We start from the raw sequence: 18,507 nt of genomic DNA, 5'->3' as shown, positions 1-18,507 counted from the left end.
ATTATGCATATCATGGAAGGTTTCTTACCAAGCCCATGGTGGCAGATCTGGTTTATCCTCTCTGCCCCCTTTGTCATTATGGGGTTCTATGCACTCAGGAGAATGGTGCATGAGAACAGGGAAGCCCTGCCGCTCCTTGCGGTTGCCGGGGCATTCGTCTTTGTCCTCTCTTCTTTGAAGCTCCCCTCAGTCACCGGGAGCTGTTCGCATCCGACCGGTACCGGCCTTGGATCGGTGCTCTTTGGACCTTTTATCACATCGGTACTGGCATTGATCGTCCTTGTATACCAGGCGCTCTTTCTCGCCCATGGCGGGTTCTCGACACTCGGTGCAAACCTCTTCTCAATGGGCATCGCAGGGCCTGTTGTGGCATATGCGATCTTTGTTGCAGGAAAGAAGGCGGGCATCAATGAGATCGTAACCATCTTCTTTGCGGCGGCATTTGCCAATATCATCACCTATGTCGTCACCTCGCTCCAGCTTGCACTGGCATTCCCCGCTGAAGTGGGTGGTATCATGGCATCTTTTGTTGCCTTTGGTGCAATATTTGCGATCACGCAGATTCCTCTTGCGATCATTGAGGGTCTTGTCATTGCCCTCGTCTTCAAGTACATTGTGCAGCTGAAGCCTGAGATCCTGATCAAGATTGGGGTCATTACGCAGGAACGTGCCGAGCGCCTCAGGGAGGGATGGGCATGAAGTATACACTCGAGATAATTGTGGCTGTTGTTATAATCGCCTTTGCTGCAATCTTCCTTGTCCAGAACGCTGCCATCCAGGCAGAGCTCGGGGACGATGAAGAGGCATGGGGTGGTGCAGATGGGTCAGCTGCCGACTTAATCGAAGAGCAGGGATACGAACCCTGGTCAAATCCGGTCTGGGAGCCGCCAAGCGGTGAGATCGAATCGCTCCTCTTTGCCCTTCAGGCAGCCATAGGAGCATTTGTCATCGGGTATGTCTTCGGACTCTGGCGTGGAGCAAAGAACACATCCTCGTAGTTAATACAACCATAAATCAAGGAATAAGAGAGAACAGTGCAGTCAATCGATCACCATTTCCTGGATGATTATGCCTGCAGGAATGCACTCCGGGGTATTGATACCCGGATCAAGCTCATTCTCGGGCTCGGGGGCATCCTGATTGCGATATCAGCAGATACGCCCTATGCCCCTCTTTTTATTGCAATTATTCTCTCAATAGTCACCGTCTTTATCGCACAGATACCGGCACGCCTCTATCTCGCACTTCTGTTCATCCCGGCATCATTTGCCCTGATGAGTGTGGTTGTGATCCTCTTTGTAACAGGCGGCGGCGTTCCCATAGTCACCATACCGCTCCCCTGGCTTACCCTGACCGCAACCGATGCAGCAGCACTCCATGCCCTTCTCATTCTTTCACGTGCAATCGGCGGCACTTGCGGGCTTCTTTTCATTGCATTGACAACGCCGGTGATCGAGCTCTTCAGCATACTCCGATCCCTCAGGCTTCCTGATGAGTTCATTGATCTCGCAATGCTCCTCTATCGTTCGATCTTTGTCATCATCGGGGAGGCTGTTGCCATCTATAACGCACAGGTGATGAGAAACGGGTATTCCTCTTTCAGGAAAGGGATCATCGCGATCTCAATGCTTGCCTCCTCTCTCTTCATCAGGGCATGGGATCGGGGTGAGGAGCTGATGACTGCAATGGATCTCCGCTGTTATGATGGAAAGTTTGAGATACTCGAACCCACAACCGCCCCGACTATCTACCAGTTTTTCCCGGTTCTTCTCTTCCTTTCAATAGCAGGAATCCTCGCTTTCCTCCCCCTGCCGTTCCCCCCGTTATGAGATGATACCATGCCAGTACCCGCAATCGAATTCAAGGATCTCAACTTCGCCTATACAGGCCACCCGGACTCACTGAAAGCAGTCAGCTTTTCCCTGAAGAAAGGGAGCCGGACTGCACTTGTCGGCCCGAATGGTGCCGGGAAAACCACCCTCCTCCTGATGTGCAACGGCACCCTCAGGCCGACATCTGGCGAAGTGCTTGTCGGCGGAGAGCCGATTAAATATGCATCACGGCAGCTTCGCGAGGTACGCCGAAAGGTGGGCATGGTCTTCCAGAATTCAGACTCTCAGCTCTTTGCCCCGACCCTGTACCAGGATGTGGCTTTTGGGCCCCTGAACCTGGGTTGGGGTGAGGATGAGATCCGGCAGGCGGTCTCGGATGCCCTCTTTGCAGTCGGGCTCACCGGATATGAACGACGGCCCCCGCATCATCTCTCCGGCGGCGAGAAGAAGCGGGCCGCAATCGCCGGAGTGCTTGCGATGAAACCCGAGATCCTGATCTTTGACGAGCCTACAAGCTCGCTTGATCCGGCGGGTGCTGCGGAAATAATGGATCTCCTCGAAGAGATCAACCAGCAGGGGGTGACGATCCTCCTCTCGACCCATGATGTGGAGCTCGCCTATTCCTGGGCAGATGATGTGGTGCTGATTGAAGGGGGTGAGATCCTCACTCATGCAAAACCCTGCTCGGTCTTCTGCGATGCGGACCTGATGCGGCGGGCACACCTGACACAGCCCGCTGTTCTCTCGCTCCACCACCACCTTGCCTGCCGTGGCATCATGAAGGATCGCGATCCCCCGGCCGGGCTCCTTGAGATGGCACAGCGGATCGAGGAGATGGCAGCCACCACAGCCACACACCATCCACCGGCACCGATTTACCTGATTGATTGCGCATCCGGGTTGGATGGTACCCTCCGCCTGCTCATGGAGACGGTCTCTTCGCTTCGGATCGGAGTGATGGGGACAACTGCTAAACGGCAGCTCGCGGAAGCGGGGATTGTAGCAGATTTCACCTATGGCGTCATCGATGCCTCGATCCTCCATGCACTCAGGCAGGAGACGGTTGTAATCGTGACCAGCGGAGGGATGATCGATCGTGTCAGGAAAAGGATAGCGGAATTTTGTGAAGAGAGCAGAATCCCTCTCTCACTCCGTCCGGTTGGGCAAAACGATACAGCAGAAGAGTGTTGAATCCGGAACCGGCGGATTATCCGGTGTACCGGTGATGATCCGCTCACCCGGCTCCCCAAGGTTCTGGCATATATGGATCAACAGATCCATTCCATGCAGCGCATCTGCTAGTTTGCGAACCGGGAATTTTGGATCGGCGATGATGAATACGGGGCGGCTCCTTCTACAATCGATGGCAGCATCAGTGATCGCCCCTTCATGATCTTTTCCATGGGCATCGATCACCGACACATTGCTCCATGGGATGCCCAGAGCAGCGAATGCCGCCTGAAGGCTTGATATCCCGCAGATGATCTCACCGCCAAGGGTCCCGAGTCCGGCCAGGAGGGGATCGCCTGTCGAGAGGATCACGGCATGATCGGGTAATCCCCTGAGGGCTTTGTAATCGGTGATCACATTGACGGTGCAACCGGTATTGATGTATCGCCGTACCCGCTCGATTGCACGGTTGGAGCCGTAGATCAATCGTGCTTCACTGATTGCAGAGATTGCCTCTTCGGTCAGCATCCCGTCTCCGCATCCAACACCCACTACCTTCATGCGGAATCACCCATGATCTCCCCATCCCGGCTTACAATCACAACCCTTACACCCTTGGGAACACTCTCTTCCAGTATCTCTTTCATCGACGTGATACCTTCTGGTGTGGCGATATACTCCTCCACCGTCTGGTACCCGGTTCCGTCAAGGATATCGGGCCTGAGAAACTTCAGGACAAGACCTGGAAGGCCGCAAAGGATCACATCATCATGTGAAGCTGCAAGCGCCTGCCCAATTTTTGATCCGGCGAGTACCACCTCATGTTCGGGGAATAGCAGGCGGGATATCCGCAGGCCGATCCTGCCGGTTGTGATCACCAGACGATCGGCGGCACGCACCCGCTCTTCCATCGTTGATTCGAGATGATCGTCCCATGGCTCGACAAAGCCGGTTGTGCCGAGGAGGGAGATCCCGCCAACAACCCCGACCTTCGGATTTAAGGTATCTGCCCCTGCCTCCCTGCCGCCAACGACGCTGAGGGTGATGTGCGCACCGGAGAGTCCGATCTCCCGGATTGCTTCAGTGATTGCATTGTGGATACATTCGCGTGCCGGGGGGGAGATCGCAGGCTCGCCCTCGAGATAGCGGGGGGTGTCACGGGCAAACCTCCCGATCCCCTCGCCTGCGCAGACATAAATCCCCTCATCAGGAACGGCAACGGCAAGGAAGAGGAGCCCTGCTGTCCGGTCATCCGGGTAGTCGCCAGGATCCTTCACCGCAGATCCCCCTCCACTCTCACCGGTAGCATCAACCATCACCCGTATTCCACAGGGGAGAAGGAGTTCCACCCCGGATACCGGATGCCTTAGCGAAAGAACAGCTGCCTTTGCTGCCGCTGCCGCCGTTGCCCCGGTGGTGATCCCCCGCCGGAGTATCGCACCGGAGGCTGTCAGGACAGCTCTACCCTCTTCAACAGAGGTGATATCCCCTTTCTCACTGGCACGCCTTATCCACTCGTCTGGATAGGAGAACCCGGTTACCGGATCGATCATAATCTACTTTAACGAGATGGTGATGATCTCATTCATGCTCGCAACCGCAATGGGCGTGCCGCCGCGTGTCCCGAAATTTGATACCGAGGGAACCGGCATTGTCCTGAGGAGCTCCTTTGACTCGGCCGCATTCACAAACCCGACAGGAGTTCCAATCACAAGTGCGGGGACAATTCCCTCTTCGATCATTTTGCAGATGGAGAGGAGGGCAGAGGGGGCATTTCCGATCACAACAATAGAGCCGGATAGTGTCTCCCCGAGTGCACAAAACCCGGCTGATGTCCGGGTGATCTCTTTAGCTGCTGCAATGTCAGCGCCATAATCGAGGGCGCATTCGACAGTGCACGTGTGCCCCCTCTTCAGGATGCCGACCTGAACCATCCTGATATCCGTATAGATCGGGGCTCCATCCCGGATCGCAGCAACACCGGCAGTGATCGGATCATGCTCAAAACGCATTAGATCCGCCATTGTAAAGTCCCCGACAGCAACCGAACACCGCTGGCGGATCCGATCCTCAGGCGTTTTATCACCGATCGCCTCCCTGGCAAGCTGCCTGCTTGTCTTTGCGATCGCATACCCCTCAAGGGTATCTGCGCCGAGATCAATATACGTATTTTCTGTGGTATCCACGCGGGGTGATAATTCCTCTGACATCGTCTCCCACCTTCCATATCCTGCTTTCCAGTCCGCCGATGATCACAATCGAATGCATATCCACAATTGATGTGTCAGCCTTCAGCTCATCAAGTGTCATGATATGCCGCTCTTCACCGGGACGGTATGCATTCTTCACAACAGCAACAGGCGTCTCATCCTCCCTGTGCTTTGAGATGATCGCAAGTGCGGTATCCAGGTTATGCGGCCGCCCCCTGCTCCGGGGATTGTAGATCGCAAGCGGAACGCCCATTGCGGATGCATGGTCAAGCCGCATCCCAATCACTTCCCAGGGTGTGAGGAGGTCAGAGAGCGAGAGGGTCACATAATCGCCTGACAACGGGGAGCCGATACATGATGCTGCGGCAGTTGCTGCAGTAACTCCCGGGATCACCTCGATTGCAACCGTGGAGCCTGTCCTCTCTGCAACTTCGATAACTATCCCGGCCATCCCGTAGACCCCTGCATCCCCGCCCGATACCATCGCGACACGATGCTTCTCAGCGAGATCGAGTGCCAGCTGCGCACGGTTCACCTCTTCGCCCATCGGACTTTTCACGACCTCCTTCCCCTCAATAAGTGGCCGGATCAGGTCGATATAGACATTGTTCCCTATGACATACTCTGCCTTTGCGATCGCTTTTAAGGCTGCCGGGGTAAGTTGCTGGATATTCCCGGGGCCTGTGCTGACGATCGAAAGGAGGCCTGTTTGTTTACCTTCCGATTGCAATGGTCACCCTTCCGTAGATCTTCTTCTTCATAATCAGCTCTCCCTTCTCCGAGCAGGCGATGGCGGCAGGTTCGGCAACCCCGCAAAGACCGATCAGGCCTGCCCGTGATGGAGATGCTGTACCAATACTGTTGATCATATCATCGCCAAGGTAAATGAGTACACCCCCAAGCCGACTGATCCCTTCGGCAAGGCCTTGATCTGGGCGTTTCTTCTCGGTTGTTGCAAATGCTCCCACCTCATCTGCCCGGATTCCGGCTTCCCTGAGTGCGGATGTGACCGCATCAACCACTTCTTCAGGCGTAATCCCAAGTCGTGCTCCTATTCCAATCGTATAGGGTTTTGACCGGATCAGGACCGAGACCCCCGGCCCCGCCACCACGATGCCGGGCTTTGGTATCTCGTAGACCGGCACATCGCCATCAAGGAATGCGGCATTCACTCTCCGGGTCGAGGGGCGATTGATCACCCTGCACTCAACAGCCTGGGCATATCCCTCGACAGACGGACGTCCATGCACCTCAGTTGCGGTGGAGATAACCGGAATGATCCCGATCTCTCCAAGGCGGGAGGCGAGATCATTTGCGCCATGGTGGCCGCCGAGGATCGGGATTCCATACTTCCCATCCGGGGTCACGACGACGATCCCCGGATCATGCCATTTGTCAGTGAGCAGCGGGGCTATGGATCGGATAACAATTCCGGCTGACATCACCGCAATGATCCCCTTATAATCCGCAAATGCTGTTTTGAAGATTCCCTCCTCATAGGGGAGAATATCGGCATCAATCGCCTCTGCTATCTTTTCTCCGAGCTGGGAAAAACGTGGCAGGGCGATGATGCAATATTTCATGAATAGAGATGGGAATGGATAAATCCACTTTCGGTTCCAAGGACTGCTCTGCCGATTACTATCAAAGCAGTCTTTGTTATACCGGCTTCTTCTACCTTGTCTGCGATATCGGCGACTGTTCCTTTGACGATCTTCTGATCATCCCAGGTGGCATGGTATACAACGGCAACAGGGGTATCCTGCGGACATTCCACCCGTGCCATAATATCCCTCAGCTTCTCAGTCCCAAGGAAGATAACAAGCGTCTCGCCGGTGCGTGAGAATTCCGCGATCCGGTCGTCTTCGAGCGTTTCACCCGCCGGACGGGTGATGATGACGCTCTCCGAAACGCCCCTCAGAGTGAGCTGGGTGTTAAGTGCAGCAGCTGCCCCAAAGAGGGATGAGACGCCAGGTATGATCTCTGCACTGATCCCCTCCTTCTCCAGGATTGCAATCTGTTCAACAATGGCTCCATAGAGTGCAGGATCTCCTGAATGGAGCCTTACAACGAGTTTTTTATCCCGGATTCCATCCCTGACAGCTCCGCAGATCTCTTCCAGGTTCATCTTTGACGAATCAAGTTTTATGGCTGCTTTCGATGCAGAAACAAGCTCAGGGTTCACAAGAGATCCTGCATAGATCAGGATATCTGCTTTCTTCAGGAGATCCATCCCCTTCACCGTGATCAGGCCGGGATCTCCGCATCCAGCACCGACAATATAAAACTCTCTCATGGTCTCCTCGCATAGAGTATACTGAAATAATTGGATTTTTCAGGCAATTCATCACCGGAATAGATCGTCATATCATCCATGTACATCCGCTCCACAAGGATAAACTCAGAATAGCCCTCTCTCTTCAGGTCGTCTGCCGTCTGTCTGGGCCGCCGTACTTTTAGCGTGATCCGTACATCCTGTTCAGATCCGTCGGAGACAGAAAAACTCTTCTGGATTGGAACACCCGCCACCGAAGGAAGTGCCGTGATCGAGCTGATCCCCGGCACCGTGCTGCATTCAATCTCCGGATGATCGCGTTTTAGGATAGCCGTCAGCCGGGAAAAGGTGGAGAAGAAGTTCGGATCCCCGATGATCCCAAAGACTGCGGTCCCCATAAGGGCATGTGGCGCGATCTTCTGTGCATTCTCTTCCATACATGACTCGATATAGGACTCATCAGCAGTCATTGGGAAATCAAGCGTGATAGCATCATTTCGGTATGCAGAGACAAGGTTGTATGCCATCTCACCCGGGACAAAGACCGAGTCAGCCTCCCTGAGGAGCCGGGCTGCCCTGAGGGTGATGAGTTCGGGATCTCCAGGTCCGAGCCCGACTGCAATCAGTATGATACACACCTCCCGACGATGATATAGATCGGATTTTCCGGCTTGAACATCGTTTTTCCGGCGAGATCATGGGATCGCGAGACCTGAAGATGGATGGCTTCAGCGAAGATCCCAAGTGCCCGCATGGTGTTGATCGCAGATGTTGCGGTCTCGATGAGAACCGCGTTTACCACAATCGTCCGTACCCTCTTCTCTGCTAACAGCAGGAGGATCCGGGGAAGCCCTTTTGAGCCCCCGACAAACGCCAGATCAATCCTCTCAGACTCCTGAAGGAAACTGCATGCGTCGTCCTCGATTAGAGTGATGTTTGTCAATCCGGATTTGGCAATTGTATCTTCAGCAACCGTTATCGCCTCAGGACGGATGTCTATTGCATATACTCTCTGTGCGGTCCGTGCAATGGCAATACTGACTGTTCCGGTTCCGCACCCGATATCGGCAACTGTGTCACCCGGGCGGATTCCGAGCTTGTCAACCGCAACGGCACATATTTCGGGCTGGGTTGGTCCCCCCTTTAGTTCACTTGTCGTCATGGATCTCGCGAAATCAGGCAGCGGTATCTGCCTGTTGGTTCTGAAGTATTGGCTCGAAATCTTAATAGTTATTGGTATCTCTATTGAATGCAGAACGTCTGCTTCGTCTTTACTCAATTCACACCTGATGAATCAATATAATTAAACGTATCCCCGTCCCATTACATTGTCAATGCTCAATATACGACGGGATATCTGTGGCTATTGCGGGGCGTGTGTCTCGGTTTGTCCGGAAGGTGCCCTTGAGCTGGTCGACGCATATCTTACGGTAGATCACACCTGTATTAATTGTGGTATCTGTGAGAAAGTCTGTCCGCTCGGTGCTCTGGAGGTTGTCAAGGAATGAAGCGGCAGTATGATATGCTGGTCATCGGAGGCGGTCCGGGAGGAGCGCTAGCGGCAAAGACTGTGGCAGAGAAAGGATTGTCTGTCTGTCTTGTCGAGAAGCGGCCAGCAATAGGCACTCCCGTTCGTTGCGCCGAAGGTATCGGCAAGGAGCTCTTAACCGATTTCCTCCCTCCTGATCCGAAGTGGATCGCCACTGAAATTGAACGGGCGGAGCTTGTTGCTCCCGATGACTTCTCGATGCTCCTTGAGCCGAAGATGGCAGGAAGCGAGGTGGGTTATGTCCTTGACAGGAAGGTCTTTGATCGCGAGCTTGTCTGGAAGGCTGCCGAAGCAGGTGCTGAGACCTATGTGAAGGCCCGTGCAACTGCACCAATCATGAAAAATGGTGCGGTTGCCGGTGCAGTCATCGAACAGCATGGACAGACCTACGAAGTGGATGCAAAAGTCACAATCGCCGCTGATGGCATTGAGTCGAAGTTTTCAAAGTGGGCTGGGATCGACACTACCGTCCCGCTTCGTGAGATCGAGACCTGTGCCCAGTACCTGATGACCGGCATTGATATTGATCCACAGATGACCTCGTTCTTCCTTGGCAACGAGGTTGCACCTGCCGGATATGTCTGGATCTTCCCAAAAGGTGAAGGCCTTGCAAATGTTGGTATCGGGATTGGTGGAGGTAAGAGCGGTGCAGGACACAGGGCAAAGGATTTCCTGGATCGCTTCGTCAAAAGGAAGTTCCCTCAAGGCAGGATTATCGAGCTGATCGTTGGCGGTGTTTCGGTCTGCAAGCCTCTCTCCTGCACGGTTGCAGACAACATGCTGATCGTTGGCGATGCAGCACGCTTATCTGATCCCATCACAGGCGGCGGGATTTATAATGCGATGTATACCGGACGGCTTGCCGCAGAGACCGCTGTCACTGCACTTGAAATGGGTGACACATCGAAAGCCGCACTGATGCCCTATGACGCAGAATGGCGTGTCTCGAAGATGGGGAAGGCACTTGAACGGAACTATGCCGTAAAAGAGGTCTTTGTCAAATTATCAGATGAGAAGCTGAATGCAATTGTTCATTCGATAGCAAAAATTGATCTTGATGAGTTCAGCACATTGACACTGATTACTGAGCTGATCAAGGCAAACCCGTCCCTTCTGCTCGAGCTAAAACACCTCAGATCATTCCTCTGAGGATTTTTTCTTCCCGGTATAAACCGGGATTATATTTTTGTAAACTGCTGGTTTAGGTAGCGAAGATTCGTTATCTCAGATTTCTTCTTTGAGAAGACGGTAATCACATCTTCAGGCCTGATCACAACATCCCCACGGGGGATGATCAGATCTCCTGCCCTGTGAATGGCGACAATCACAAAATCCTTCACCTCAAGCTCACTGATCTTTTTATTGACACCACGGGAATCGGCCTCTACTGTGATCTCAAAGATCCCACCTCCCGGAATCGAGGCAAGCGCCTGGGTATTTGGATTTTCTGCCCATGTATAGAGCGAACGTGCCACAATCTCATCGGGATTCTCACTTATACGGACTCCTACCTCTGAAAAAAGCTCGGAATGCTCCTTATGGTTTACAATCGAGACGACATTCGGGACAGAATACCTTTTGGCTAGCCAGCAGGTCATAAGATTTGCTGCATCATCACTGGTGGTTGCAACAAGTGCGTCTGCATGATCGATCCCTGCATCTTCAAGGATGGATTTGTCGGTGGCGTTTCCGGTAATTGCAAGGAGATCATAGGATTCAAGCATGGAAGCACACCGTTCTTCCTCCTTGTCGATGATCACGACGCTATCGCCATTCTCAGCGGCGGTAGCAGCGAGACTTCTCCCGATACCACCAAGGCCGATCACGATGATGTACATATACGGTTTTACATGTGCACGTGTTGAAATACCTTGCGGAGTGATCTCTATATATGATCTGCGGGGTGGATGAAGCAGGGAAAGGTGCAGTTCTTGGACCCATGGTCGTCGCTACCGCAGGTATTACTGATCCGGGTCTGCTCGATTCTCTCGGTGTCAGGGACTCTAAAAAGCTCACTCCACGGAAGCGGGAGGAGATCTACTCCGTGTTAATCGAAGACTGCGCCCATCATGTGGTATATATCTCCCCAGAAGAGATTGATTCGGTTCTTTCCCTCATATCTATGAATATGGTCGTGGCACAAGCTCATGCCGCATGTGTGGAGGCACTTCATCCAATAACTGCCTACCTTGATGCATGTGATGTTAATGCCGCCCGGTATGCCAGGACGATTGGGGCCCTCCTTTTACATCCCTGTGAGATAATCGCTGAACACCGGGCAGACAGCACCTACCCGATTGTCGCTGCTGCCAGCATCATTGCAAAGGTTGAAAGGGATCGTGCGATTGCCGATCTTGCTTCAGAGTATGGCGATATCGGAAGCGGCTATCCCTCTGATACAAAGACAATCCGGTTTCTCAGGCAGTATATATTGGAGCAGGGCATATCGCCGCCATGTGCACGGAAGAGCTGGAAGACGGTATCTACCCTCCTATCGGAACTAAAGCAGACGTCACTCTCTGACTTTTAAAAACAGTGAACGGTTTTATGAAGGTGCGGCGCGAACAGTAGTACACTCATGGACTGGCTTTTTCCTGTCGTTGTTGCCATAGCAGTATATGCCATATTTGCATTTGTTATCTGGCGAAACGGGTTATTTCCTGAAAATATCTCGTTTTATGGGCCTATTATGATGATCAGGACGGAAAAAGTCCGTTTTTTTGATCGTTTCACTCCATTCAGGGCATTCTTCAGGGTATATGGCACTATCGGGGTGCTGATGGTAGTCTTCATCTCAGCTCTGATGATGTACCTTCTTGTGAAGACGACCGAGATCACGTTGTTAACACGCCCCGAGCCGACCGATTTTCAGAAGCCTCAGAACCTCCTCCTTATCCCTGGCGTCAATGAGTTTATTCCTTCATCATTTGCGGTCTGGACAGCCCTTGTGCTCACGATTGCAATCCACGAGTTCGGCCATGGGATCCTCTGCCGGATTGAGGGAATTGCAGTAAAGAGCACCGGTGTTCTGCTTGCGGTTATCCCAATCGGTGCTTTTGTTGAACCTGATGAGGAGGATCTTGATAAGACACATGGAATGCCGAAGATGCGGATGTTTGGGGCGGGCATTACCAATAACCTCACCATCGGAATTGCCTGTTTTATAGCTCTGGTTCTCCTCCTTGGGATGGTTGCCCCCTCTCCTGCACCGGTCATCACCGGCGTCTATCAGGACTATCCTGCATATGATGCGGATCTCGTATTTCCATCCGTAATCACGATGATAAATGGTGAGCCGGTGGCTAGCCGTGAGGAGGTGACTGCCCTCCTCTCCGGGACCAGACCGGGCGATTCCCTGGTACTTACCGTCGATAAAGACGGAACCCTGGTGGATCGCACTCTTATCCTTTCGGAATGGCCTGATGAGCTTGGCACTGAAATGACATCGGGATTCATGGGGGTCATGTACTATGACAGCGAACGGGTTGTCTCAGTCTTTCACAACCTCGCATCTCCTGAAGGGATGCTCTATCTCCTGATTGCCCCCTTAAATATTGTTCCCGGAGCAGATTTCCTCAGGGTGATACCCTATGACTCTGTAGAGAACACCTACCTTCATGTGCCCTTTGATGGTTTCTGGCCCTTAATCCACCTCCTCTTCTGGGTCGGATGGATCAATATCATGGTCGGGATCTTCAATGCCCTGCCGATGCTCCCGCTCGATGGCGGCCATATTCTCAGGGAAGGGTTAAACAGGGTTCTTGAAAAGTATGGATTCGGAGGATATGTAGATCGGATTGTCGTCTCGGTTTCATGGGCGGTGCTTTTCATGTTAATGGCACCGATCCTCCTCCCATACCTCTTCCACCTGTGATGAGTATCGTTTCCTCACTACAGGGAGATAAGGTATTGTGAGTTTTTAGCTGATAGGAACTGATCTATCTTTCTTTCCTCACCATAGGAATCGCATTACACCCTTCCATCTCCCCAAAACAGAAGATGAATCGATCACGAATTGTCTGTGGCATTCCTCTCTCCGGAATCCTCTCAAATCCAAGGGAGGTATAGAACGCGATCAGGGGAAGGGTGGAATGGATGTATATCGTCTCATTTCCACAGGCATCAAGGAGTGCCTGCACACTCTTCCGTCCATAACCTCCTCCGCGATACCTCTCGGGCGTGAAGACACAATCCATCTCAAGCCCATCCAAATGGCGGGTACAGCGGGACGTAGCAACCAGGTCATTATCTAAAAATACTCCAAATATACGTTCTTTTGATGAATCGGCTCTTTGGCCGCGATATTCCTGCCAGATTTTTTCTGCAAGATAAAATTCGTCTTTGGTGAGTTCCCTGATCATCTCTGCCATATTGAGTACTCCATGAGTCGTAATGTTGGATTAATCAGCTGATAGAATTGTCGATTAGCTAAAAAGAGGATAAAACAGCATTTATGATCCTATATCTGGGCAAATAGGATGAAAATGATGGGTGTTCCCATGCATTTTATTTATGTAAGAGAAGGCAGCAGTAATGCTGCCACCTCCTTCTTAATCGATCTTGTCTTTTCCGATCATCTTGATATCGGACGTATCAATATCAGCTTCGATCGACTTTAAGATCTCTTTTGCAGAGCTGACTACATCTTTTCCTGGCATCTCGCCGAGAATATCTTCAGAGAGTTCCATGAGCTCTTTTGAGTCTTCATCAGGCATATCCTCTGTTGCACCGAGGAACCTGGCGCTCTGTTTGATAAGGCTTGTCAGCTCAAATGGCAGCACAATCTTGGTTGAATCTCCCTCGGCCATCTTCTTCAGGGCTTCAAGTGAGAGGACTGTGATAGCACGCTTGTCAAGGGGGCGTGATCCAAGTGCAAGAATCCGGAGTCCCTGTGCATCACCCTGGGCTACGAGGATCTTACCCTGCCGCTCACCCTCGGCTCTCAGAATCTTGCTCTGCCGTTCACCTTCAGATTCAAGGATCATACTCTGCCGAAGCCCTTCTGCCTTCAGAATTGCTGCCCTCTTCTCTCCATCGGCACGGAGGATCGCAGCACGCCGTTCACGCTCGGCTGAGGTTTGTTCAGTCATCGCCTGCTTGACGGCACCGATCGGATCGACCTCTTTTATTTCGACCCGCTCAACCTTGACACCCCACTGATCGGTCTCACGATCCAGCATATCCCGGAGCTTTGTGTTGATCAGGTCACGGTTGTAGAGCACCTCATCAAGTTCCATATCTCCGATAATGCCTCGCAGACTCGTCTGTGCCAGAGCCACCGTTGCGGATTTATAGGCGGCAACCTCGAAAAATGCTTTTTCGGGATCCATCACCCTGACATAGATGATTGCATCCACATTTGTCGGTGAGTTGTCTTTTGTGATCACTTCCTGTGATGGGACATCGATCACCTGTGTTCTAAGATCCAGCTTGATGACCTCAGTGATGAACGGGACAACCCAGCGGAACCCTGGATTCATCCGTCCGGTATAGGTACCGAGCCGGATTGTGAGCCCCTGCTGGTACGGCTGTACGATGACGACACCACGTGCAAATATGAATACAATAATTAAAATCAGAATGATTGTGACCAGATTATCAATAATTGCCATTTCCTTATACCTCCTCTACAATAACATGTACTCCCTCGGAGCTGACAACGAGGATATTTGTTCCCGGGGATAGGTTTTTTCCCGTTGAGCGTGCGCTCAACTCGACACCGTTGACTACAACCTTCCCTCCCAGATCATCAGATCTCACCTCTTTCATCACCTTGCCTGGCTTACCAACAAGAGAATCCCTGCTCATCGTCGTTGGGAGCTGCTCCGGGGAGAGGCGACGGTACAACAGAACAGAGAGGCTTGCTGCAATGAGTGCCGATGCAACACCAATCAGAATTCCCCATGTACTGCTGAAGACATCGATGCCCATGAGGAACATGACTCCAAGGACGATCATCGTAGTCCCGGGAACCGCTGCAAAGAACCCTGGATTCATCGCTTCGAAGAGAAGCAATAATGCACCGATTACGATCAGCGCAAAATACAGGTTAGTCTCAAGCACCATACCAATAGATGGTGGTTTGTGGGGATAAATGCTTCCTGAAAGAATAATTATCTGATGAAACGGGCGATCAGTGCGCCTTTTGGAACGCCGAGCCTCTCTGCAATCGGGTCACATTTTGCAACCAGCAGGTATGCAACCGGGGGAAGTCCGGTGTAATCGGAGAGGGACTCGTAGTTGGCGAGCCCTTTTGATATGATCAGGGTTGCCTGGCGGATTGCGTCTTTGAGATCGGCTGGGATCAGATCGAGGTTGATACCTAACTCTGCCCCGCCGCCGGTTGTGGTCAGGTGATCGGCGACCTCTTCAATTCCGGCATCCCGTGCCTCATCAAGGGTGGCATCATTTAGGATGGGGGCTTCTTTCACGGCAACGGTAACGTGGGCGCCGAGATGCTTCAGCTCCTCGATCAGTATCCGGTCAAAAAGGATCTCTCCTGTATTGTCCATGAGATAGACAACCCTACGCGAATTCTTTGCTATTTCTTCTGAATCATCAATATAGAGCCCTTTCTCAAACTCCCCTTTGAAATAGCCGGTGAAGTCCTGTGCTATCGAATGTCCCATCACGCCATAATCCATTGCGTTTCCGATCACTGCCGCACGAACAGCGGAGGGAAGGTCACTGATGAGCAGCCTGATCTTTGAGGCAACATCCCTTGCTATCCTGGTATCCTGATATTTGAGTGTGCGGTATGGATCAACTGCTCCCACTGTCCTGTAACAGCAGCGGTGGACAGCACTGGCGATGACCGGAGCCGGAACACTGTCCATGAAGAGGGAGTTGAGCAGCTCACTGGAAGTACTGACTGCTTCTTCGATTTTTGCCCCATCCTCTGTACAGAGTTCCGCTTCAAAGCGGACACGTGAGAGGAGACAATCGCGGCATGTATCGGTGATTCTCATCGTGATCGACCTATGAAATATGGTTCGCAGTTTTTCAGAAAGAGTTGAATGGGGCCACTGCGATTTGAACGCAGGTCAGAAGACCCCCAGTCTCCTAGGATGGCCAGGCTACCCTATGGCCCCGTGCTAACACTATTTGCAAGTATTACATATGTAGTTTCCTTTTTAAGACTGAAAATTTGGCACAGTTCCTTAAACGATATGAGTGCTGGCTTTCAGGAATGAGGGGGGTAAATGTGTATCTGATGAAGAAAAGCAAAAAGGTATTTATGTATAGGGTTGAATTGTCTTCTATTGCTCTCTATCTCTGGCAAGCACATGATTGGTGTACCCCTTCTTCCAGTCTGCCGGATGAATTGCCAGGGTTAGTACAATTATTAACCGGAGAATACAACAGATGTCATCAGCAGGTCCACTCAAGCAGATGATTCGTCAGTTTATCGACGAAATCCGATCAGTCTCAGGTGTGAGCGAATGTGCCCTCGTCTCAACCGATGGAATTCTCGTCGGTAAAAGTTTTGAAGACTCTCTTTCAGCCCAGTCTTTCGGGGCGATGTGCGCCACAATGATTGCATCATCCGAGGCTGCTGCCTCTGTTGTCAATATCGAATCTCCATCATGGGTTGTGGTGAAAAGCCCAAAGAAAGCAATAATACTCGTGAATGCAGGTGAGAGGCTTCTTATCGCTGTAATTGCGGATGAGGGGGCCAACCCGGAGGAGATCTGTATCCGCCTCCAGGAGATTGGGGCGCGGATTGGAGGAGCCCTCTGATGACTGCGAAAGTGCTTGTGATAGACGACAATCCGGGCATTGTAGAGGTATTTGTCACCATGCTCAAACGTGGCGGCTACACGACATATTCTGCATCAAGTGGAGATGAAGGTTTAAACCTCCTCCAGGAAGTCTCACCTGATCTGATCCTCCTCGATATCATGATGGAGCCGATGGATGGCTGGGAGACTCTTGAAAATATCAAGCTGAACCCGGCAACCCGTGAGATACCTGTCATGATGCTGACTGCAAAACAGCTCACCCCTGATGAGGCACAGGAATATGGGATGTATATAGAGGATTATATCATCAAGCCGATCACACATACGGAACTCTATGAATCCATCGAGCATGTACTGAAGAGGAGGCAGGCAATTGAAGATGCAGTGCGGCTTGCCGGGGAGCGGGGGGTCAACTCGGTTCTGGTCTCAGAGTATGCGCGTCTCATCAAGAGTGTGGATGTGAATAAGCGGCTTATCAGGATACTGGAGAATACATATTCCCTTAAGGATCGCCGCACCGGGAGCGTTGAGAAGATAGAAAATGCGATCAACAGCATGAAGAAAGGACTATCAATCCAGGAGTCCCGACTCGAACAATTACGGGCTCAGATTGGTATCTGAGTCTCCTGAAAATGTATGGTTATTCCTTTTTCAATCACCTTATTTCTCCCTGATTTGGATAATTTTCACTTTTTCCAACAACATATATCGCCGCTGTAAGAACTGCAATGATCCCGATGATCCAGATTACTTCGGCAATCTGTATATCGTCGACACTGAGAATCAGCACTTTCCTTACCATTGCTGTTAAGCCTGCTATCAGGATCGGCCGGACAAGGATCCGGTTTGTCCTGAAATATCCGGTGACTGTCTCCAGAACCTCGACAACGATGATTGTCAGGAGGAGGACATGGAGAACCTCAAGGATGCCTGAAACAAGGTGTGGATGTGAAAAGAGTCCAATGATGAGATAAACGGCGTCAAAGAAGGTCAGAAAGGCGATGACTATCAGGAGAATGGCTATGAGTGCGTAGATCACAAGTGTGCACCGCGTAATAATCTCCATGACATTCTTCATCATGGGGCTGAGATGATCGTTCTGTCCCAATTGCCTTTCCTCCGTTTTCAAAACCAAAGTTATGTATCACTTGAGAAGCAATAAGGTGTGCGGATGTATTTCGCAGGGATTTGGGTAGTTCATGAGGATAATCTCTCTATTGTATCGCGGACCTAAAAATAACCGACAATTGAGATGTCTAAATGAAAACTTATTTAAGCTATTCTGACTTTTTAATAATGCTAGGTTTCGTTGACCGGTGGGTCCGTAGCTCAGTTAGGTAGAGCGCCTGGCTTTTAACCAGGTGGCCGGGGGTTCAAATCCCCTCGGGCCCGTTACCACGGTCAAAGCTGTGGCTTTTAAGCGATGAGATCTCTGAACATCATCCTATCCAACACTATTAAAGGGGCAATTATTGATGGGCACCAGGTTAAATGTTCTGATGCATGATATGGTGCCAAAGCATCAGATCATGGATATTGAAGAAGTACAAACTCTCCTGACAGATTATCATCTGACGATGGAGCAATTATTAAAAATATATCACGACGACCCAATTGTTAAATCTATTGATGCAGTACCCGGGAACGTTGTGCGCATCACCCGGAAGAGCCATACAGCGGGTGAGGCTGAAGCGTATCGCCTCGTCGTGAGAAGACCCAAGAAATAATC

The 18,507-nt window shown here is 51.6% G+C and carries 25 protein-coding genes and 2 tRNA genes; 12 read left to right on the top strand and 15 right to left on the bottom strand.

Translation table 11 applies throughout. From position 1 onward, the window contains the following. Positions 1-3: 3 nt before the first annotated feature. The 4 genes from FTO68_RS09200 to FTO68_RS09185 are packed head-to-tail and all read left to right on the top strand — an operon-like array spanning position 4 to position 3,023. Positions 4-699: an energy-coupling factor ABC transporter permease gene (locus tag FTO68_RS09200; protein WP_255333103.1), complete on the top strand. Its 696-nt coding sequence runs from the start codon at positions 4-6 to the stop codon at positions 697-699. Beyond that, complete coding sequence (locus FTO68_RS09195) at positions 696-998, top strand: energy-coupling factor ABC transporter substrate-binding protein (protein ID WP_255333102.1); 303 nt, start codon at positions 696-698, stop codon at positions 996-998. The genes FTO68_RS09200 and FTO68_RS09195 overlap by 4 nt, the downstream gene beginning before the upstream one ends. Before the next feature lie 36 nt (positions 999-1,034). Next, positions 1,035-1,829 (top strand): cobalt ECF transporter T component CbiQ, encoded by a 795-nt coding sequence (gene cbiQ, locus FTO68_RS09190; RefSeq protein ID WP_255333101.1) that lies wholly within the window; start codon positions 1,035-1,037, stop codon positions 1,827-1,829. A 9-nt stretch (positions 1,830-1,838) separates the two neighbouring features. After that, complete coding sequence (locus FTO68_RS09185) at positions 1,839-3,023, top strand: energy-coupling factor ABC transporter ATP-binding protein (protein ID WP_255333100.1); 1,185 nt, start codon at positions 1,839-1,841, stop codon at positions 3,021-3,023. Here FTO68_RS09185 and FTO68_RS09180 read toward each other — a convergent pair. Genes FTO68_RS09180 through cbiT form a run of 8 tightly spaced genes read right to left on the bottom strand, consistent with a single transcriptional unit; the run spans position 2,979 to position 8,649 of the window. Further along, complete coding sequence (locus tag FTO68_RS09180; protein WP_255333099.1) at positions 2,979-3,563, bottom strand: cobalt-precorrin-7 (C(5))-methyltransferase; 585 nt, start codon at positions 3,561-3,563, stop codon at positions 2,979-2,981. The two genes, FTO68_RS09185 and FTO68_RS09180, sit on opposite strands and share 45 nt — an antisense overlap. Beyond that, positions 3,560-4,555 (bottom strand): cobalt-precorrin-5B (C(1))-methyltransferase, encoded by a 996-nt coding sequence (locus FTO68_RS09175; protein ID WP_255333098.1) that lies wholly within the window; start codon positions 4,553-4,555, stop codon positions 3,560-3,562. Before FTO68_RS09175 ends, FTO68_RS09180 begins: the two co-directional genes overlap by 4 nt. A gap of 3 nt (positions 4,556-4,558) precedes the next feature. After that, on the bottom strand, positions 4,559-5,212 hold the full coding sequence (locus FTO68_RS09170; protein ID WP_255333097.1) for a precorrin-8X methylmutase: 654 nt from the start codon (positions 5,210-5,212) through the stop codon (positions 4,559-4,561). Beyond that, the gene (gene cobJ, locus FTO68_RS09165) at positions 5,160-5,942 is read right to left on the bottom strand and encodes a precorrin-3B C(17)-methyltransferase (protein WP_255333096.1); all 783 of its coding nucleotides are present in this window, start codon (positions 5,940-5,942) and stop codon (positions 5,160-5,162) included. The genes FTO68_RS09170 and cobJ overlap by 53 nt, the downstream gene beginning before the upstream one ends. After that, a complete protein-coding gene (gene cbiG / locus FTO68_RS09160) occupies positions 5,926-6,795 on the bottom strand; it encodes a cobalt-precorrin 5A hydrolase (protein ID WP_255333095.1) in 870 nt (289 codons plus the stop codon). The genes cobJ and cbiG overlap by 17 nt, the downstream gene beginning before the upstream one ends. Continuing rightward, positions 6,792-7,508 (bottom strand): cobalt-precorrin-4/precorrin-4 C(11)-methyltransferase, encoded by a 717-nt coding sequence (locus FTO68_RS09155; protein WP_255333094.1) that lies wholly within the window; start codon positions 7,506-7,508, stop codon positions 6,792-6,794. Before FTO68_RS09155 ends, cbiG begins: the two co-directional genes overlap by 4 nt. Further along, complete coding sequence (locus FTO68_RS09150; protein ID WP_368659892.1) at positions 7,505-8,125, bottom strand: cobalt-factor II C(20)-methyltransferase; 621 nt, start codon at positions 8,123-8,125, stop codon at positions 7,505-7,507. The genes FTO68_RS09155 and FTO68_RS09150 overlap by 4 nt, the downstream gene beginning before the upstream one ends. Continuing rightward, a complete protein-coding gene (cbiT, locus tag FTO68_RS09145; protein WP_255333093.1) occupies positions 8,110-8,649 on the bottom strand; it encodes a precorrin-6Y C5,15-methyltransferase (decarboxylating) subunit CbiT in 540 nt (179 codons plus the stop codon). The genes FTO68_RS09150 and cbiT overlap by 16 nt, the downstream gene beginning before the upstream one ends. Positions 8,650-8,821: 172 nt before the next feature. Between cbiT and FTO68_RS09140 the strand changes: the two genes are divergently transcribed. Continuing rightward, complete coding sequence (locus FTO68_RS09140; protein ID WP_255333092.1) at positions 8,822-8,995, top strand: 4Fe-4S binding protein; 174 nt, start codon at positions 8,822-8,824, stop codon at positions 8,993-8,995. After that, positions 8,992-10,185 carry an NAD(P)/FAD-dependent oxidoreductase gene (locus tag FTO68_RS09135; RefSeq protein WP_255333091.1) on the top strand — a complete coding sequence of 398 codons (1,194 nt, stop codon included), beginning with the start codon at positions 8,992-8,994 and terminating at the stop codon, positions 10,183-10,185. Before FTO68_RS09140 ends, FTO68_RS09135 begins: the two co-directional genes overlap by 4 nt. Positions 10,186-10,214: 29 nt before the next feature. Here the strand turns inward: FTO68_RS09135 and FTO68_RS09130 are convergent, their stop codons facing one another. Further along, positions 10,215-10,874, bottom strand: a complete 660-nt coding sequence (locus FTO68_RS09130; protein ID WP_255333090.1) for a potassium channel family protein — start codon at positions 10,872-10,874, stop codon at positions 10,215-10,217. 53 nt (positions 10,875-10,927) lie between these two features. Here FTO68_RS09130 and rnhB point away from each other — a divergent pair, with 53 nt between their 5' ends. Further along, the gene (rnhB, locus tag FTO68_RS09125; protein ID WP_255333089.1) at positions 10,928-11,566 is read left to right on the top strand and encodes a ribonuclease HII; all 639 of its coding nucleotides are present in this window, start codon (positions 10,928-10,930) and stop codon (positions 11,564-11,566) included. A gap of 48 nt (positions 11,567-11,614) precedes the next feature. After that, the gene (locus tag FTO68_RS09120; protein WP_255333088.1) at positions 11,615-12,910 is read left to right on the top strand and encodes a site-2 protease family protein; all 1,296 of its coding nucleotides are present in this window, start codon (positions 11,615-11,617) and stop codon (positions 12,908-12,910) included. Between the two features lie 64 nt (positions 12,911-12,974). Here FTO68_RS09120 and FTO68_RS09115 read toward each other — a convergent pair whose 3' ends face one another. The 5 genes from FTO68_RS09115 to FTO68_RS09095 form a co-directional block, all read right to left on the bottom strand. Further along, positions 12,975-13,406 carry a GNAT family N-acetyltransferase gene (locus FTO68_RS09115; protein WP_255333087.1) on the bottom strand — a complete coding sequence of 144 codons (432 nt, stop codon included), beginning with the start codon at positions 13,404-13,406 and terminating at the stop codon, positions 12,975-12,977. 180 nt (positions 13,407-13,586) lie between these two features. Beyond that, positions 13,587-14,648 (bottom strand): SPFH domain-containing protein, encoded by a 1,062-nt coding sequence (locus FTO68_RS09110; protein ID WP_255333086.1) that lies wholly within the window; start codon positions 14,646-14,648, stop codon positions 13,587-13,589. A gap of 4 nt (positions 14,649-14,652) precedes the next feature. Further along, positions 14,653-15,102, bottom strand: a complete 450-nt coding sequence (locus tag FTO68_RS09105) for an NfeD family protein (protein ID WP_255333085.1) — start codon at positions 15,100-15,102, stop codon at positions 14,653-14,655. 47 nt (positions 15,103-15,149) lie between these two features. After that, positions 15,150-16,004, bottom strand: a complete 855-nt coding sequence (locus FTO68_RS09100; protein WP_255333084.1) for a damage-control phosphatase ARMT1 family protein — start codon at positions 16,002-16,004, stop codon at positions 15,150-15,152. A 49-nt stretch (positions 16,005-16,053) separates the two neighbouring features. Further along, positions 16,054-16,127: transfer RNA gene (locus tag FTO68_RS09095), tRNA-Pro, on the bottom strand. Positions 16,128-16,401: 274 nt separating this feature from the next. Here FTO68_RS09095 and FTO68_RS09090 point away from each other — a divergent pair. After that, the gene (locus FTO68_RS09090; RefSeq protein WP_255333083.1) at positions 16,402-16,776 is read left to right on the top strand and encodes a roadblock/LC7 domain-containing protein; all 375 of its coding nucleotides are present in this window, start codon (positions 16,402-16,404) and stop codon (positions 16,774-16,776) included. Then, entirely contained in the window at positions 16,776-17,399 is a 624-nt protein-coding gene (locus FTO68_RS09085) for a response regulator (RefSeq protein ID WP_255333082.1), read from the top strand. The genes FTO68_RS09090 and FTO68_RS09085 overlap by 1 nt, the downstream gene beginning before the upstream one ends. A gap of 34 nt (positions 17,400-17,433) precedes the next feature. Here FTO68_RS09085 and FTO68_RS09080 read toward each other — a convergent pair whose 3' ends face one another. Then, entirely contained in the window at positions 17,434-17,886 is a 453-nt protein-coding gene (locus FTO68_RS09080) for a phosphate-starvation-inducible PsiE family protein (protein ID WP_255333081.1), read from the bottom strand. 210 nt (positions 17,887-18,096) lie between these two features. Here FTO68_RS09080 and FTO68_RS09075 point away from each other — a divergent pair. Both FTO68_RS09075 and FTO68_RS09070 read left to right on the top strand, forming a co-directional pair. Beyond that, a tRNA-Lys gene (locus tag FTO68_RS09075) sits at positions 18,097-18,170 on the top strand. Positions 18,171-18,253: 83 nt separating this feature from the next. Beyond that, positions 18,254-18,505 carry a DNA-directed RNA polymerase subunit H gene (locus tag FTO68_RS09070; RefSeq protein ID WP_255333080.1) on the top strand — a complete coding sequence of 84 codons (252 nt, stop codon included), beginning with the start codon at positions 18,254-18,256 and terminating at the stop codon, positions 18,503-18,505. Positions 18,506-18,507 lie beyond the last annotated feature (2 nt).

Origin of the sequence: Methanocalculus taiwanensis (genome assembly GCF_024372745.1) — an archaeon.
Classification (GTDB): Archaea; Halobacteriota; Methanomicrobia; order Methanomicrobiales; family Methanocorpusculaceae; genus Methanocalculus; species Methanocalculus taiwanensis.
The sequence above is the reverse complement of the archived record's forward strand: the minus strand, read 5'-3'. Positions and strand labels throughout refer to the sequence as shown.